Here is a 16,106-nt window from a genome sequence, read left to right on the forward strand (position 1 = left end):
CCAGGAGATTTCCACATGAGCAACAAACCCCTCAACGGCATCAAGATCATCGACTTCACGCACGTGCAAGCCGGCCCGGCCTGTACCCAGATGCTGGCCTGGTTCGGTGCCGACGTCATCAAGGTCGAGCGCCCGGGCGCCGGCGACGTCACGCGCAGCCAGTTGCGCGACATCCCGAACGTCGACGCGCTGTACTTCACCATGCTGAACAGCAACAAGCGCTCGATCACGCTGGACACCAAGAAGCCCGAGGGCAAGGCGGTGCTGGAGAAGCTGATCCGCGAATCCGACGTGCTGGTCGAGAACTTCGGCCCCGGCGCGCTGGACCGCATGGGCTTCACTTGGACGCGCATCCAGGAACTGAACCCCAAGATGATCGTCGCCTCGGTCAAGGGCTTCAGCGACGGCCACCACTACGAGGACCTGAAGGTGTACGAGAACGTGGCGCAGTGCGCCGGCGGCGCCGCCTCCACCACCGGCTGGTGGAAGGGCGAAAACTCCGCCCCGACGATCTCGGCGGCCGCGCTGGGCGACTCCAACACCGGCATGCACCTGGCCATCGGCATCCTGACGGCCATCATCGGCCGCCAGCAGACCGGCAAGGGCCAGAAGGTGGCCTGCTCGATGCAGGACGCCGTGCTCAACCTGTGCCGCGTGAAGATGCGCGACCAGCAGCGCCTGGACAGCGTGGGCTACCTGGAGGAATACCCCCAGTACCCGCACGAAATGGAGGCGTTCGCCGACAAAGTCGTGCCGCGCGGCGGCAACGCCGGCGGTGGTGGCCAGCCGGGCTGGATCCTGAAGTGCAAGGGCTGGCAGACCGACCCCAACGCCTACATCTACTTCACGGTGCAGGGCCACGCCTGGGACCCGATCTGCGACGCGCTCGGCAAGCCCGAGTGGAAGACCGATCCGGACTACATGACCCCCAAGGCCCGCCAGCCGCACATCGACCAGATCTTCGCGACCATCGAGGACTTCATCAAGGACAAGACCAAGTTCGAGGCCGTGGACATCTTCCGCAAGCACGACATTCCTTGCGCCCCGGTGCTGTCGATGAAGGAACTGCTGCACGACGAGTCGCTGCGCAAGAGCGGCTCCATCGTCGAAGTTCCGCACAAGGAGCGCGGCAGCTACTGGACCATCGGCAGCCCGATCAAGTTCTCGGACCTCAAGCCCGAGGTCACCGCCTCGCCGCTGCTGGGCGAGCACACTGACGAGGTGCTGGCGGAACTGGGCTACACCAAGCAACAGATCGACAACCTGAAAGAAGCCAAGGCTGTGTAGCGGACCCCACCCCGGCTCGCCCGCTTGACGGCAGGCGAGCCGGGAACTGACATGAAGCGCCAGAGGTAAACATGCAAGCGAACGTTGATTTCAAGCAGCTCGTCGAAGGCGCCGGCGACGCGATCATGGTGTGTGATGCGAAAGGGGCGATCACGCTCTGGAACCGTGCCGCCGAGCGCATCTTCGGTTTCACCGAAGCCGAGGCACTGGGCCAGTCGCTCGACATGATCATTCCCCAGCGGCAGCGTCAGCGCCACTGGGACGGTTACAACAAGACCATGGAAACCGGCATCACCAAGTACGGTGCCGATCTGCTGCGCGTACCGGCGCTGCACAAGGACGGGCACACGCTGTCGATCGCCTTCACGGTGTCGATGCTGTTCTCGGAGACTCGTGAAGTCACGGGCATCGTCGCCTTCGTGCGAGATGAAACCGCCCGCTTTGCCGAAGAGCGTAAATTGCGCGCTCGTCTGCAAGAAGCAGAGACCACGATCAAAGGAGACAGCTGATGAGCAAGGCACTAGCGGGCGTTCGTATTCTCGATTTCACCCATGTGCAGTCCGGCCCCACGTGCACGCAGTTGCTGGCGTGGTTCGGCGCTGACGTGATCAAGGTGGAGCGTGCCGGCGAAGGAGACGCAACGCGCGGCCAGCTGCGCGACATTCCCGGCGTGGACAGCCTCTACTTCACGATGCTGAACCACAACAAGCGCTCGATCACGCTCGACACCAAGAAGCCCAAGGGCAAGAAGGTACTCGACACGCTGATCAAGACTTGCGACGTGCTGGTGGAGAACTTCGCGCCCGGCGCGCTCGACCGCATGGGCATTACCTGGGCCCACATCCAGGAGCTGAACCCGCGCATGATCGTGGCGTCGGTCAAGGGCTTCGGCCCCGGCAAGTACGAACACTGCAAGGTGTACGAGAACGTCGCCCAGTGCGCAGGCGGCGCGGCGTCGACCACCGGCTTCGAAGACGGCCCGCCGGTCGTCACGGGCGCGCAGATCGGCGACAGCGGCACCGGCCTGCACCTGGCGCTGGGCATCGTGGCGGCGCTCTACCAGCGCAACAACACGGGCCGCGGCCAGCAGGTGCTCGCGCCCATGCAGGATGCGGTGCTGAACCTCTGCCGCGTGAAGATGCGCGACCAGCAGCGCCTGGAGCGCACCGGCACCATGCACGAGTACCCGCAGTACCCCGACGGCAAGTTCGGCGACGCGGTGCCGCGCGCGGGCAATGCCTCGGGCGGCGGCCAGCCTGGCTCCATTCTCAAGTGCAAGGGCTGGGAGACCGATCCCAATGCCTACATCTACTTCATCACGCAGGGGGCCGTGTGGCCCGCGGTGTGCAAGGTCATCGGCGAGGAAGGCTGGATCAACGACGAGGCCTACGCCACGCCCGCGGCGCGCCTGCTGCACCTGAAGCCGATCTTCGCGCGCATCGAGCAATGGACCATGACCAAGACGAAGTTCGAGGCCATGGACATCCTCAACCAGTACGACATTCCGTGCGGGCCGATTCTTTCGATGAAGGAAATTGCCGCCGACGAGTCGCTGCGCGAGACCGGCACCATCGTCGAGGTGGACCACCCGACCCGGGGCAAATACCTGACGGTGGGCAACCCGATCAAGATGTCTGACAGCCCGACCGAAGTGACGCGCTCGCCGCTGCTCGGCGAGCACACCGAAGAAGTGCTGATGCAGCTGGGCTACACCGCGAGCGATGTCGAGGCGCTGCGGGCCGAGGGTGTGATCTGAGCTGAAGCGTTGCCTGAGGGCTTAAGGAACCGCGGGTGGCAAATGCATCCGCAGTGGTAATTCACGGCCATTTATGTATAACTTATCGTGAATGCATTCAATAAAATAGTTTAACTATTATTTATCGATCATCGAATCTACATTTTGATCATGCCGACCCGCAAAGAATTTGCCGCCCGGCGTTCAATTTTTAGGAGAAATTTCATGATCGATGATTTGCCGATTCAATACTGGAGCAGCGAAACGGAGCGCAATGCCTACAACGCGGCGTTCTATGAATTGGGATTCCGGTGGCATTGGGACCGGGAAATCTACTGCCAGCTGCTGCGCCAGAGCCAGGACGGAATCGAGCGGCTCTGCCAGTATCTGAACACTCACCAGCCGCATCTTCTGCGCGCCTACGACGCCAAATTCCTGGCCGAAGTCATCGAGCAAAAGAAGGAAGAGCATCAAAAGCGCGAGCTCGATGCCGGCGGCATGAAAAAGCGCTATTTCAATTGGGCCGAAAGCCGCGGCGCCGAACTCGGCGCCTGAAATTGCCATGAATATCCACGAATACCAAGGCAAAGACGTATTGCGCAAATACGGCGTGCCCACGCCGCGTGGATATGCCTGCTTTTCTCCGGACGAGGCGGCCGATGCCGCCACGCGGCTCGGCGGCAGGGCATGGGTGGTGAAGGCGCAGATTCATGCCGGCGGCCGCGGCAAGGGAGGTGGTGTCCGGCTCGCGTGGTCGCCCGCCGAAGTACGGCGCCACGCCGACGAGTTGCTGGGCATGACCTTGAAAACGCACCAGACCGGCCCCGAAGGCCGCTTGGTGAAGCGGCTGCTGGTCGAGGAGAGCGTCGAGATAGAGAAGGAGTTCTATCTCGGCATGGTGGTCGACCGCGACTCGCGCCGCGTTGCGCTGATGGCGTCGAGCGAAGGCGGCATGGACATCGAAGAGGTTGCGGCACGCACGCCGGAAAAAATCCGCAAGCTGTTCATCGACCCCACCACAGGCGTGAAGGCGGCCGAGGCGGATGGCATTGCGCGCGACATCGGCTTTTCGGGAAAGTCGATGCTGCAGGTGCGCACGCTGGTGCAGAACCTGTACCAGGCCTTCGACGCCTGCGACGCATCGCTGGCCGAGATCAACCCGCTGGTGCTGACACGCGACGGCCGCGTGATGGCGCTGGACGCCAAGTTCAACTTCGATCCGAACGCGCTTTTTCGCCAGCCGGAGATCGCGGCGATGCGCGACTTCGACGAGGAAGACCCGGCTGAGGTGGAGGCGTCGAAGTTCGATCTTTCCTACATTCCACTCGACGGCGACATCGGCTGCCTGGTGAACGGTGCGGGCCTGGCAATGGCGACGATGGACGCGATCAAGCTCTACGGCGGATCGCCCGCCAATTTTCTCGACGTGGGCGGCGGCGCCACGGCCGAGAAGGTGACGGAAGCCTTCAAGCTCATGCTGCGCAATCCGAACCTGCGCGCCATTCTGGTCAACATCTTCGGCGGCATCATGAAGTGCGACGTGATTGCTCGCGGCATCATCGCCGCGGCGCGCGAGGTCGAACTGTCTGTGCCGCTCGTTGTGCGCATGAAGGGCACCAACGAAACCCTGGGGCGGACCGTCCTCGGGCAATCGGGGCTTCCGATCATCTCCGCGAGCGACATGGCGGACGCGGCTCAGACAGTCGTGGCTGCGGCTCGGCGGGGGGCTCGATGAAAACTTGCTCTTCGATTCGTCGCGTTGTGCGTTCAGGGCGCGCACCCGCCGACGGGGTACCTTGCTCCGCGAATGTCCCCCGGCCTGCGGCCTCCTCCTTTATTTCGCTGCGCAAGGCACCCCATCGACGTGAGCGTTGCACAGAGCGGTCGTTGATCAGCGATGCACCACGAACGCGCCCCAGTGCACAGGGCATCGGGTGCTCCCCGCAGCGAAATAAAGGAGGAGCCGAAGGCGGGGGACATTCGCGGAGGGGAGTACCCGGTGGCCTTTGCACGCGCCCTGAACAGCAGCGCCAAGAACACAAGCAACGCAAGGTGGAGAGCTGAAGATGTCGATCCTCGTCAACAAGCACACCCGCGTGATCACCCAGGGCATCACCGGCAAGACAGGACAGTTCCACACCGCCATGTGCCGCGACTACGGCAACGGGCAGAAGTGTTTCGTCGCCGGCGTGAACCCCAACAAGGCGGGCAAGTCATTCGACGGCATCCCGGTCTTTGGCACCGTGAAAGAAGCCAAGGCCGAAACCGGCGCCACCGTCTCCGTCATCTACGTGCCGCCGCCCTTCGCCGCTGCTGCCATCGACGAGGCCGTCGACGCCGGCCTCGACCTGGTCGTGTGCATTACCGAAGGCATTCCGGTGCGCGACATGATCCGCACACGGCATCGCATGGAAGGCAGCAAGACCCTGCTGCTCGGCCCCAATTGCCCAGGCCTCATCACGCCCGACGAAATCAAGATCGGGATCATGCCCGGCCACATCCACCAGAAGGGCCGCATCGGCGTGGTGTCGCGCTCGGGCACGCTCACCTACGAGGCCGCGAGCCAGCTTGCGAGCTTTGGCATCGGGCAGTCGACCGTCGTCGGCATCGGCGGCGACCCCGTCGGCGGGCTGCGGCACGTCGACGTGCTCAAGATGTTCAACGACGATCCTCGCACCGACGCCGTGATCATGGTCGGTGAAATCGGCGGCAACGACGAAGAGATTTGCGCGCGCTGGATCAAGGACCACATGCAAAAGCCCGTGGTCGGCTTCATTGCCGGCGCCAGCGCACCGCCCGGCAAACGCATGGGCCATGCGGGCGCCATCGTCTCCGGCGGCAAGGGAACCGCGCAGGAAAAGCTCGCGGTCATGAAGGAGTGCGGCATTCACGTGACCGACAACCCCGCCGAGATGGGCAAGCTGCTCGCATCGCTCGTGGTCCCCGACTACCTGCCTTTCGACTGAGCCGGAAAACCACTCCAACAGAAACCAAGGAAGGCACGACATGCAGCAACAAGCACAGCAACAGCAGCGATGGGTCCGTTTCGAGCACGGCGGCGAAACCGGCTTCGGCACGCTCGAAGGAGACACCGTGCACGAGCACCGCGGCAACATGTTCGACCACCCCGAGCCGACCGGCCGCGTGTTCGTGCTCTCCGGCGTGCGGCTGCTCACGCCCACCGAGCCGACCAAGGTCATCGCGCTGTGGAACAACTTTCACGCACTCGGCGAGAAGCTGAACCTGCCGGTGCCGGCGGAGCCGCTCTACCTGCTGAAGTCGCCCAACTCCTACCTCGCACCCGGCGCGGACATCCGCAAGCCCCTATGCGACGGCAAGGTGGTGTTCGAGGGCGAGCTCGGCATCGTCATCGGCAAGACCTGCACCGCCGTGCCAGAGGCGGAAGCGCTCGGCCACGTGTTCGGCTACACCTGCGCCAACGATGTGACGGTGGCCGACATACTGAACCGCGACGCTTCGTTCACCCAGTGGGTGCGGGCCAAGGGCTTCGACACCTTCTGCCCCATGGGCCCGGTGGTGGCCACCGGCCTCGACCCCGCAACGCTGACCGTGACCACGCTGCTCAACGGCGAGGTGCGCCAGAACTACCCGATCAGCGACATGCGCTTTTCGGTCCAGCAACTCGTGAGCCTGATCTCCCTCGACATGACGCTGTACCCCGGCGACGTGATCCTGTGCGGCACTTCCATCGGCGTCGGTTCGATGAAGCCCGGCAGCCTTGTCGAGGTAGAGATCGGCGGCATCGGCAGGCTCGGCAACCGCTTTGGCTGACCTGCCCGCGCGCAAAGAATCAACAACTTGGGGATCGACATGAAGATAGCAGTCATCGGAGCGGGCGCCATCGGCGGCCTGGTGGGCGCAAAGCTCGCCCTGGCCGGCGAGGACGTGACGTTCATCGTGCGCGGAAAGAATCTGGACGCCATTGCCACCAACGGCTTCAAGCTCATCGGAGCCGACGGAACGGAGCAGGTGGCGCTCAACGCAAAAGCGACTGACCGCTATGACCAGGCAGGCCCGCAGGACATCGTCATCCTGGCGATGAAGGCGCACCAGGTCGAGGCCGTGGCGAACGACGTTCCCAAGCTGTTCGGGCCCGAGACCGTCGTGGTCACGATGCAGAACGGCATCCCGTTCTGGTACTTCCACAACCATGGCGGCGCCCTGGCGGGCACGCCCGTTCGCAGTGTCGACCCTACCGGCCTTGTTGCTGCAAAGATCCCGGCCGAGCGCGTTATCGGCTGCGTGGTGTACCCGGCCTCGGAGCTGATAGCGCCGGGCGTGGTGAAGCACATCGAAGGCGACCGTTTTCCGGTCGGCGAGCTCGACGGCGCATCGAGCGAACGCGTGAACCGCGTCTCGGCCTGCTTCACCGCGGCCGGCTTCAAGGCACCGGTGCTCGACAACATCCGCGCTGAAATCTGGCTCAAGCTCTGGGGCAACCTGACCTTCAACCCGATCAGCAGCCTCTCGCATTCGACACTCGTCGACATCTGCCAGTACCCGCCCTCGCGCGAACTGGCCGCCGCGATGATGGGAGAGGCGCAGGCGGTGGCGCACAAGCTGGGCATCGAGTTCCGCGTGACGCTCGACAAGCGCATTGCCGGCGCCGAGAAGGTGGGCAAGCACAAGACCTCGATGCTGCAGGACGTCGAAGCCGGACGCGCGCCGGAGATCGACGCGCTGGTGGGCGCCGTGGTCGAGTTGGCCCGGCTCACCGACACCCCCACGCCGCACATCGACACCGTGTATGCGCTCGTCAAATTGCTGGCGCGTACCATGGAAGAGCAGCGTGGCCGGGTTTGTCTTCAAGAGATGGCCGGCTAGCACCACTGGGCTGGGCAATTTTGCGCAGCATGTGTGCGCTGTGATCAATGAAATGGAACGGATGATGCGACGTACACGCAGCGCGAAGATTGTTGCCACGCTGGGCCCTGCGACCACCGACGAACCGGCCATCCGTGCCCTGTTCGAACGCGGCGTGGACGTGTTCCGGCTCAACTTCAGCCACGGCACGCAGCATGACCATGCACGCCGCCTCGACACGATCCGGCGTCTCGAAAAAGAGTTCGGCCGACCCATCGGCGTGCTGCTCGACCTGCAAGGGCCGAAGCTGCGGCTGGGCACCTTCGAAGGCGGACGCGCGCAGCTCGATGCCGGGTCGCGGTTCCGCCTGGACATGGACCGAACGAGTGGCAATGCGAGTCGCGCGCCGCTGCTGCATCCGGAAATTTTCGCGGCGCTGCAGGTCGGCACGGAGCTGCTGCTCGACGACGGCAAGCTGCGGCTGCGGGTCGACAGCTACGGCGCCGACTTTGCCGAAACCACGGTGCTCGTCGGCGGACCCATCTCTGACCGCAAAGGCGTCAACGTGCCGAGCGTGCTGCTGCCGATCTCGCCGCTCACGCCCAAGGACCTGGACGACCTGGCCTGCGGCCTTGCAATGGGCGTGGACTGGGTGGCGCTTTCTTTCGTGCAGCGGCCTGAAGACATCGAAGAGGCGCGCGCCATCATCGGCAACCGCGCGTGGATCATGGCCAAGCTCGAGAAGCCCGCGGCCATCGACCACCTGGACGCCATCGTGGACCTGTGCGATGGCGTCATGGTGGCGCGCGGCGACCTGGGCGTGGAGCTGCCGCCCGAGCGCGTGCCCGAGCTGCAGCGGCTCATCGTGCGCGCCTGCCGCAAGCGCGGCAAGCCGGTGGTGGTGGCCACGCAAATGCTCGAGTCGATGATTGCCGCACCGGTGCCCACGCGCGCCGAGGTGTCCGACGTTGCAACCGCCATCTACGACGGCGTGGACGCGGTCATGCTGTCGGCCGAATCCGCCTCGGGCAAATACCCGCTCGAGGCCGTGGCCATGATGGACCGCATCATCTCGCGCGTGGAAGCCGATCCGTCCTACCGCATCGGCATCGACGCCACGCATGAGGCGTCGCTCTCGACCACGGCCGATGCGGTGTGCGCTTCGATGCGCCAGGTGGCCGCGCTGCTTGCGCCCGCTGCCACCGTCACCTACACGTCCTCGGGCTTTACCAGCCTGCGCGCCGCGCGCGAGCGGCCGGCCGTTTCCATTCTGAGCCTGACGCCCGACATTGCCACGGCCCGGCGCATGGCGATGGTGTGGGGCGTGCATGCGGTGCTGGTCGACGACGTGCACGACGTGGCCGAGATGATCGAGTGCGCCTGCCGCGTGGCGTGCACCGAAGGCTTCGCGAACACCGGCAGCGACGTGGTGGTGGTGGCCGGTCTTCCGTTCGGGCTTTCGGGAACGACGAACCTGCTGCACGTCGCGCGGATTCCCTGAGCCCTTCTCGATAGCGGCCTGGTGCGCAGTACGATGCCTGGCCGATTGCGGCAGCAGCCATCTTTTTCCGAATGAAGCACGCGACCCTGCGCCAGTTGAAAGTCTTCGAAGCGGTGGCGCGGTTGCTGAGCTTCTCGCGCGCGGCGGAGGAGCTTCACCTCACGCAGCCGGCCGTTTCCACACAGGTGCGCAAGCTCGAGGAACATGCGGGCAATGCGCTCTTCGAGCAGTTCGGCAAGAAGATCTACCTGACCCCCGCGGGCACCGAGCTGCTGCAGATCAGCCGCGCGATCATCCAGCAGTTCGAGGCGGCCGAGAACGCAATGCTGCAGTTCAACGGCGTGTCGGGCGGCAAGCTCAACGTGGGCGTGATCAGCGCGGGCGACTATTTCTTTCCGCGCCTCCTGGTGGAGTTCGCGAGCCGGCATCGCGGCGTGACGCTGAATTTCACGGTGCACAACCGCGAGGGGCTCATGACCCACATCGCGGAGAACCTCACCGACCTGGCGATCATGGTGCGGCCCCCGACCGATCTGGACACGGTCAACCAGCCCTTCGCGCCGCACCCTTATGTGATCGTCGCGGCGCCCAACCATCCGCTGGTGGGCGTGCCGCGAATCCCGCTGAACCGGCTCATGCGCGAGCCTTTCGTGGTGCGCGAAAAGGCCTCGGACACCTGGCATTCGATGGAAGAGGGCTTCGGCGGCGACCTGAGCGGCATCAACATCGCGATGGAGATCCGCAGCACCGAAACGATCAAGCAGGCCGTCATCGCGGGCATGGGCGTGAGCTTTGTGTCGGCTCACACCATCAGCCAGGAGACCCGCGCAGGCAGCTTGTGCGTGCTCGATGTGCAGGGCTTTCCACTGATGCTCAACTGGTACGTGGTGCACCGGCGCAGCAAGCGCCTTCCACCGGTGGCGCAAGCCTTCAAGGACTTTCTGCTCGCGGATGGGCCGACGCTCATTTCGCAGATCGTGCCGTTCGAGTCGGCCTCCCAGGACACGCGGCTGCCTTGACACCGCGGGCGGCGGCGGTCAGCGCAGGCCGATACGCGAAGCGCGCGAACGCAGCACCTCGGCTTGCGCCGGATCGGTGGCTTCGATGTTGTCCGCCGCAACCTGCAGCGAACGCATCTGCTCCACCTCGCTGATGATCTTGTTCGGGCTCAACAGGGCCTCGGCGAGCATCAGGGCTTCGTCGACAAGCGCCTTGAACGCATCGACGAAGCTCTCGGAAGAGGCGGGATGGAACGGTTGGCGAAGGGTCGGCATTTGGAAGCTCCTTGGTTGCTTTTTGGATGCCTCGATCTTCCGGCTGCGTTCTCATCAAGTAAAACGATATTAATTGTCATTTGAATGCAAAAATAATGCATTCAAACTGGAGGCGCCAAGATGGACATCAACCTGGCCCGGACCTTTCTCGCGATCGTGGACACCCGCAGCTTCCAGCGCGCGGCCGAGCGGCTGCACGTGACGCAGACTTCGGTGAGCGCGCGCGTGCGCACGCTCGAAGAATTGCTGGGCCGGCCGCTCTTCGTGCGCAACAAGGCGGGTGCGGTGCTCACCACGGCAGGCGAGCAGTTCTTGCCGCACGCCACCACGCTGGTGCAGGTGTGGGAGCGCGCGCGTCATCAGGTGGCGGTGCCGAGCGGCAGCCGCGCCGTGCTCGCCATCGGATGCGAGATCAGCCTGTGGGACCCGCTGCTGCTGCAATGGCTGCTCTGGATGCGCACCGCCGCGCCGCACCTGGCCATTCGCACCGAGGTCGGTTTTCCGCACGACCTGCTCGACAAGGTGGCCTCGGGCGTGCTCGACATCGCCATTGCCTACGCACCGCAGCAACGGCCCGGCCTGCGCGTGGAGTTGCTTATCGAAGAGAAGCTCGTCATGGTCACCACCGCGCAGCGCCCGCGCGTGCCCAAGCCTGCGGACTACGTTTACGTGGACTGGGGCCCGGAGTTCGCGGCGCAGCACGGCCTTGCGTTTCCGGAGCTCTCCAATGCCGCGGTGATGGCAGGGCTGGGGCCGCTTGGCCGCGAGTATTTGCTGGCCGCGGGCGGCACGGGCTACTTCAGGCGCGACGTGGTGCGCAGCCACCTCGAATCGGGCCGGCTGCGCCGGGTGCCCAACACGCCGGAGTTTCTTTATCCGGCCTATGCGGTGTATGCGGTGGGTGCGGATGCGGCCATCGTCGATCCCGCCTTGGCGGGCCTCAGGCAGGTGGTGAAGGCCAAACCCGCCAATGCAGACTAGGTGGGGGTCAGCGTGTGCCTTGCGTGCGCCACGCGCTCTTCGTGCGACTGGAGCAGGGACTCGTAGTAAAGGCACAGCGGCATTGCGATGAACACCATGCCGGCCACGTAGACGATCAGGCCCATCAGCGGAAAGTCATCGCCGCCCCAATAGGGAATGGACGCCACCGCGGCGCCTGCGGCAATGGCTGCAATCACGCAGCGGAGTGCGTTGCGCAAGAACGTGGTTCGCGAGTACCCAGGGGGGTCGTACTTCTGACGGTCCAGCCGGGAACACCCGCCCTTGTCTCCATCATCGTGCATCGTCGTTCCTTGTATTGGAGGGCGCAGACCATTCTTATCCCTGGCTATTGCCGCGGTCAAGGCGGCAGACCCGGACCTCAGTCGTACTTCATCGTGTAGATCAGGTCGAGGCCGCTCGTCTGGCCGGCCTGGCCGCGCAATGTGAGCCGCTGCGTCAGGTCGTAGAAGATGAAGATCGTGCCGAAGGTGCCACCCATGCTGCGCTCGTAGGTGAGGTAGAAATCCTTCGACAGCCGCTTGCCGAGGGTGACGGCCGATTCGCGCAGGTCGCCGCCGTTGCCGGGGCCCTTGAAGCCGAGTTCATCGAGCCCGAAGCGGCTCGCCAGGCTGCCGCCGCTCCCGCTTTTGCTGACATGGCCGATCAACGCGAGAGCCGCTTGCTGCAGCAGCGCCGATTCGCCGCCGCTGGTGGCCGAGGCGCGGCCCAGCACCACCCACGAAAGGGTTTCCGCATCCGACAGTGCGGGCTCGGAATAGAGCTTGACGCGCGGCGACTGCGCGGTGCCCGTGATCTGCACGCCCGCGCGCTGGGAGATGTTGGGCCGAATCGCGAGGATGTCCAGAGACGGATTGTCGAAAGGCCCGTTGAAGCGTGCGAGCCCGGTTTCCACGTCGAGCTGCTGGCCGTAGGCGCGGTACTGGCCCCTTACGGTCTTCACTTCGCCGGTGATGCGTGGCGGCGCGTTGAGCCGGTTGCTTCGAATCTCCAGGTCGCCCTCGAGCCGCGTGGTGATGCCGCGGCCCTGCACCGCGAAGTCGTCGCCCAGGTCGAAGTTCACCACGATGTCGGGTGGCTTCGCGGTCTGCGGCTTGGCCGCTTGTGCCTCGTTGCGCGCGGCGTCGCGCTGGGCCTGCTCGGCCGCTTCGCGGTCCTTGGCGGCGGAGCGCACGACCACATCCGAACCGAGGCTTGGCGCGGTTTCGTCGGGCAGGATGATCACGGCGCGGTCGGTCTTGAGCTTGCCGCGCACGTTGAACTGGCCGCCGTCGAGCCGCGCCTGCAGGTTGCCCGAGAGCGTGACCTGCCGGTCGGTGCGCACCAGCACGCGCAGCGCGCGCAAATCGGCCTGCAACGCCATGCGGATGCCTGTGCCTGACGTGCCTGATGCACTGGCCGCACCCCAGCCGATGTCGCCGCGTGCCGTGAGCGAGCCGCCGTCGGTGCCGGCTTCGCTGGCCGCGGTGCTGCGGTTGCCGCTCTGGCCCGCGATGCGCGCGGTGCTGCCGGCCCCGCCCTTGAGCGTGAATTCGGTGATCTCGATGCGCTCGCCCGTGAGCGTGGCGCGCAGGCGGCCGTCGCGCAGGTCCAGCCCTTCGACGGGCGCGCGCAGCGCGAGCTTGTCGGCGCCGAGCGTGCCGTTCCAACGCGGCGCCGTGCGGTTGCCCGCCAGGACGGCGTCCGCGTCCAGCGTGCCGGCCACGCGCCAGCCGGGCGGCGCGAGCATCGACCACACGCCGAGGTTCGGCAGCGTGGCCTTGATGTTGCCGGCCAGCGGCGCATCGGGTGCCCATTGCCAGCCGTTCGCGCGCTGCTGCATGCGTGTGTTGAGCTCGGCGTTGATCTTGCCGGCACGCTCGCTGTCCCAGGCCAATGTGGCGCGCACGGCTTCGCCCTGCGCATCGAGCCGCAGCTCGGCCTGGCGCAGGCCGGCGGGCGTGCTGGGTGCCTCCGCGCCTGCGGTGGCGGAGTTCATCGTGCGCTCGCTCGCAGTGCCGGTGCCGCGGCTCGTGATGCGCGTGACCAAGGCCGCTTCGCCGGCCTGCACGCGGATATCGCCGCTCTGGCGCGCGAGCCGCGCATTGGCGCGCAGCGTGTCGCCGGCATCGATGTCCCAGTCGCCGTCGAACATCAGGTCGCCGCTCACGCCCAGTTCATTGAAGGTGGCGCTGGCACCGAAAGCTTCGGCCCATGCCATCGGCAGACCTTGCAGCTTGCCCTTCGACTGCACGCGAAAAGCCTGGCTGGGTGCCGCGCCGCTGCGCGTGAAGCGCAGCGGCTGCCATTCGATGCGAACGGTGCCGGGCGCCGGTCCGCGCAAGGTGGCGGTGGCCGCGGAGGCTTCGAGGTCGAGGCGGCTGGTGTTGCCGCTTCCGCTGGTCTTGATGGTGGCGGTGACTTCGCGGCCGAGCTCCAGGGTCCATGGGGCAGCGGCAGCGCCCGCGCCCGCGGTGTTGACCCGCGCGCTGTCCTGAGCCTGCAGCCGCAGGCTGGCGAGGGCGGCACGCCAATGGTTCGGGCCTGCAAGGCCGCCGCTCGCGCGGGCGTCGAGCGTGAGCTTTTGCGTGCCGGTGGTGGCTTCGCCCTGCAGCGCGAGCGTGGCTTGAGCCAGGCTGCCATCGAGATTTGCGCGCACGTCCTTCAATTGAACCGTGGTGGCTGCTGCATTGGCATTGGCATTGGCCGCCGGCATGCGCAGGTCGAGGCGCGGCACGCCCAGCGTGGCCTTGAGGCTCGGTTCCGCCACGCCGCGCTGGGCCGGCGCACCGGGATTCTCGAGCCGGCGCTGGATGGTCTGCCAGCCGCCCTGCCAGCTGGCATCGAGCCGCGCAGAACCCTTGGCCGTCTTGCCCGCGAACACGTTCGACAGCTCGGGCAGGGCTTCGATCCAGCGCTGCACGGCGTCGGCATCGTCGATGCGCGCGTTGATGTCGCCGCCGCCTTGGGCCGGTGCGATGCGGCCTTCGAGTTGCGCGCTGCCGCCGGGCAGCGTCAGGCCGAGCTTGCCGCTCGCGGCCTGCTCGGCCACGCGCACCTGCAGCTTGCCTTCGATGCTGGCGCCCTCGGCATCCAGGCGCAGCGTGCGCAGGTCCAGCACCTGGTTCTTCCACTGGCCCTGCGCGAGCACGCGGTCCAGGCCGAAGCCGGGCATGGCCTTGCTGCCGGCCCCGCCTTCGGCCCGCAGCGCGAGCTCGAAGCCGATGGTGTCTTCGCGCTGCTGCGCCGTGGCCGTGCCGCTGATGGGTGCGCCGGAAAGCTCGCTGTGCAGCAAGCCGGCCCGCACGCTGCGCACCGTGGCGCGCACCTGCCATGGCGCAGGCGCGGGGCTCCAGCGGCCCTCCGCTTCGATGCGGCCGCCGCCCGCGCGCAGCACGGCCTCGGGAATCGTCCAGTTCGTGCCGTCGAAGCCCACGCGCGCCTCGACCTGTTCGAGCGGCAGCGCGTCCTTGTCCCAGGGCCCGGGCACCGCGTTGCGGATGTTGGCCGAAGCCTGCCATGCGGCCGGGCCTGTGGCCGCATCGGGCTGCAGCTCGACCGTGCCGGTCAGGCGGGTGCGTGGTGCGCCGGGCCAGAGGCTGGCGGCATCGACGTTGCGAAGATCGGCCTTGGCGTCGATCACCGGCTGCGGCAGCCAGGGCGCGATGCGGGCTTGCAGCTTCGCTTCCATCGGGTCTTCGGCGGCGGGCTCGGCCGGCTTCAGTTCAGCGGCCACCTGCAGCCGCGCATCGGTGCCGGCGAGGTTGCCCTTGATGGAGGCTTCGGCCAGCACGTCGATGCTGCGGCCTTCGGCCAGCGGTGCCTTCACGCGGCCGTTCAGCGTGGCATCGAGCGCCATGGGCGCGGGCCCTTGCAGCTTCACGCGTGCGCTGTAGTGGCCTTCGGCGATGTCGACGCCCTTGACCTCCAGTTGGTGCTCCGCGCCGGTGTAGCGGTAGCTGCCCGTGAGCTGGTTGGCTTGCAGCGGGGGCGGGCCGGTCCAGCGCAACTCGTCGATGCGGAACGGCAAGTCGATCTCGATGGGCAGCGCGAGCTGTTCGAGCGGTTCGGTGGGCGTGTCGCTCGGCGGGCCGCGCCGTTCGATGAGCAACTGCGCCGCATGCACTTCGCCGAGTTGCAGCTTGCGCTGGAACAGCGGCGCGAGCTGCCAGCCGATGTCGGCGTTGTGCACCTCGACCGCCAGTTTCTCGCTCTGCCAGCGCAGCCAGCCGATGCGCCCGCCCGTGCGCAGCGAGCCCGTGACCTCGCGGCTTTCGAGCGTCTGGCCGGCGGGCAGGTAGCGCGCGGCCTTGGCCAGCGCGAACGCGAGCGACTGGTTGGAGCCGAGCCACCACCACGCGCCCGCACCCAGCACGAGCACCAGCGCGAGCAGGCCCGCGGCAGTCCAGCCCAGCGCACGCAGCGCACGGCGCGTGCGCGAGCGTTTCACACGCGCTGCGCTATTGGACTGGGGTTCGGCGTCTGTCTGCATCGATGGGAAGCGCTG

Annotated in this window: 14 protein-coding genes; 11 read left to right on the forward strand and 3 right to left on the reverse strand. The window is 66.2% G+C overall.

Features of this window, described 5'->3' with window-relative positions; all coding sequences use genetic code 11:
- The first annotated feature begins 15 nt into the window (after window positions 1–15).
- The 10 genes from frc (ABIC94_RS18775) to ABIC94_RS18820 all read left to right on the forward strand — a co-directional run bounded on the left by frc (ABIC94_RS18775) (window position 16) and on the right by ABIC94_RS18820 (window position 10,366).
- Entirely contained in the window at window positions 16–1,287 is a 1,272-nt protein-coding gene (frc, locus tag ABIC94_RS18775; RefSeq protein ID WP_354374504.1) for a formyl-CoA transferase, read from the forward strand.
- Window positions 1,288–1,358: 71 nt separating this feature from the next.
- Window positions 1,359–1,796: a PAS domain-containing protein gene (locus ABIC94_RS18780; RefSeq protein ID WP_354374505.1), complete on the forward strand. Its 438-nt coding sequence runs from the start codon at window positions 1,359–1,361 to the stop codon at window positions 1,794–1,796.
- A complete protein-coding gene (frc, locus tag ABIC94_RS18785; RefSeq protein ID WP_354374506.1) occupies window positions 1,796–3,043 on the forward strand; it encodes a formyl-CoA transferase in 1,248 nt (415 codons plus the stop codon). Before ABIC94_RS18780 ends, frc (ABIC94_RS18785) begins: the two co-directional genes overlap by 1 nt.
- 150 nt (window positions 3,044–3,193) lie before the next feature.
- On the forward strand, window positions 3,194–3,577 hold the full coding sequence (locus ABIC94_RS18790) for a hypothetical protein (protein ID WP_354374507.1): 384 nt from the start codon (window positions 3,194–3,196) through the stop codon (window positions 3,575–3,577).
- Between the two features lie 7 nt (window positions 3,578–3,584).
- Window positions 3,585–4,757, forward strand: coding sequence for an ADP-forming succinate--CoA ligase subunit beta (sucC, locus tag ABIC94_RS18795; RefSeq protein WP_354374508.1), 1,173 nt, complete (start codon window positions 3,585–3,587; stop codon window positions 4,755–4,757).
- 331 nt (window positions 4,758–5,088) lie between these two features.
- The gene (sucD, locus tag ABIC94_RS18800; RefSeq protein ID WP_354374509.1) at window positions 5,089–5,988 is read left to right on the forward strand and encodes a succinate--CoA ligase subunit alpha; all 900 of its coding nucleotides are present in this window, start codon (window positions 5,089–5,091) and stop codon (window positions 5,986–5,988) included.
- A 40-nt stretch (window positions 5,989–6,028) separates the two neighbouring features.
- Window positions 6,029–6,814, forward strand: a complete 786-nt coding sequence (locus tag ABIC94_RS18805) for a fumarylacetoacetate hydrolase family protein (RefSeq protein WP_354374510.1) — start codon at window positions 6,029–6,031, stop codon at window positions 6,812–6,814.
- A gap of 39 nt (window positions 6,815–6,853) precedes the next feature.
- Complete coding sequence (locus ABIC94_RS18810) at window positions 6,854–7,867, forward strand: 2-dehydropantoate 2-reductase (RefSeq protein ID WP_354374511.1); 1,014 nt, start codon at window positions 6,854–6,856, stop codon at window positions 7,865–7,867.
- 64 nt (window positions 7,868–7,931) lie between these two features.
- Window positions 7,932–9,347 (forward strand): pyruvate kinase, encoded by a 1,416-nt coding sequence (pyk, locus tag ABIC94_RS18815; protein ID WP_354374699.1) that lies wholly within the window; start codon window positions 7,932–7,934, stop codon window positions 9,345–9,347.
- A gap of 71 nt (window positions 9,348–9,418) precedes the next feature.
- Complete coding sequence (locus ABIC94_RS18820; RefSeq protein WP_354374512.1) at window positions 9,419–10,366, forward strand: LysR family transcriptional regulator; 948 nt, start codon at window positions 9,419–9,421, stop codon at window positions 10,364–10,366.
- A gap of 18 nt (window positions 10,367–10,384) precedes the next feature.
- On the opposite strand, the gene ABIC94_RS18825 is transcribed toward ABIC94_RS18820, so the two are convergent.
- Window positions 10,385–10,621 carry a hypothetical protein gene (locus ABIC94_RS18825; protein ID WP_354374513.1) on the reverse strand — a complete coding sequence of 79 codons (237 nt, stop codon included), beginning with the start codon at window positions 10,619–10,621 and terminating at the stop codon, window positions 10,385–10,387.
- Between the two features lie 120 nt (window positions 10,622–10,741).
- Here ABIC94_RS18825 and ABIC94_RS18830 point away from each other — a divergent pair, with 120 nt between their 5' ends.
- Window positions 10,742–11,602, forward strand: a complete 861-nt coding sequence (locus ABIC94_RS18830; RefSeq protein ID WP_354374514.1) for a LysR family transcriptional regulator — start codon at window positions 10,742–10,744, stop codon at window positions 11,600–11,602.
- Here the strand turns inward: ABIC94_RS18830 and ABIC94_RS18835 are convergent.
- Together ABIC94_RS18835 and ABIC94_RS18840 are read right to left on the reverse strand one after the other, a co-directional pair.
- Window positions 11,599–11,820 carry a hypothetical protein gene (locus ABIC94_RS18835; protein WP_354374515.1) on the reverse strand — a complete coding sequence of 74 codons (222 nt, stop codon included), beginning with the start codon at window positions 11,818–11,820 and terminating at the stop codon, window positions 11,599–11,601. The two genes, ABIC94_RS18830 and ABIC94_RS18835, sit on opposite strands and share 4 nt — an antisense overlap.
- Before the next feature lie 161 nt (window positions 11,821–11,981).
- Window positions 11,982–16,091 carry a translocation/assembly module TamB domain-containing protein gene (locus ABIC94_RS18840; RefSeq protein WP_354374516.1) on the reverse strand — a complete coding sequence of 1,370 codons (4,110 nt, stop codon included), beginning with the start codon at window positions 16,089–16,091 and terminating at the stop codon, window positions 11,982–11,984.
- Window positions 16,092–16,106 lie beyond the last annotated feature (15 nt).

Source organism: Variovorax paradoxus, assembly GCF_040544635.1.
Lineage (GTDB): Bacteria > Pseudomonadota > Gammaproteobacteria > Burkholderiales > Burkholderiaceae_C > Variovorax > Variovorax paradoxus_R.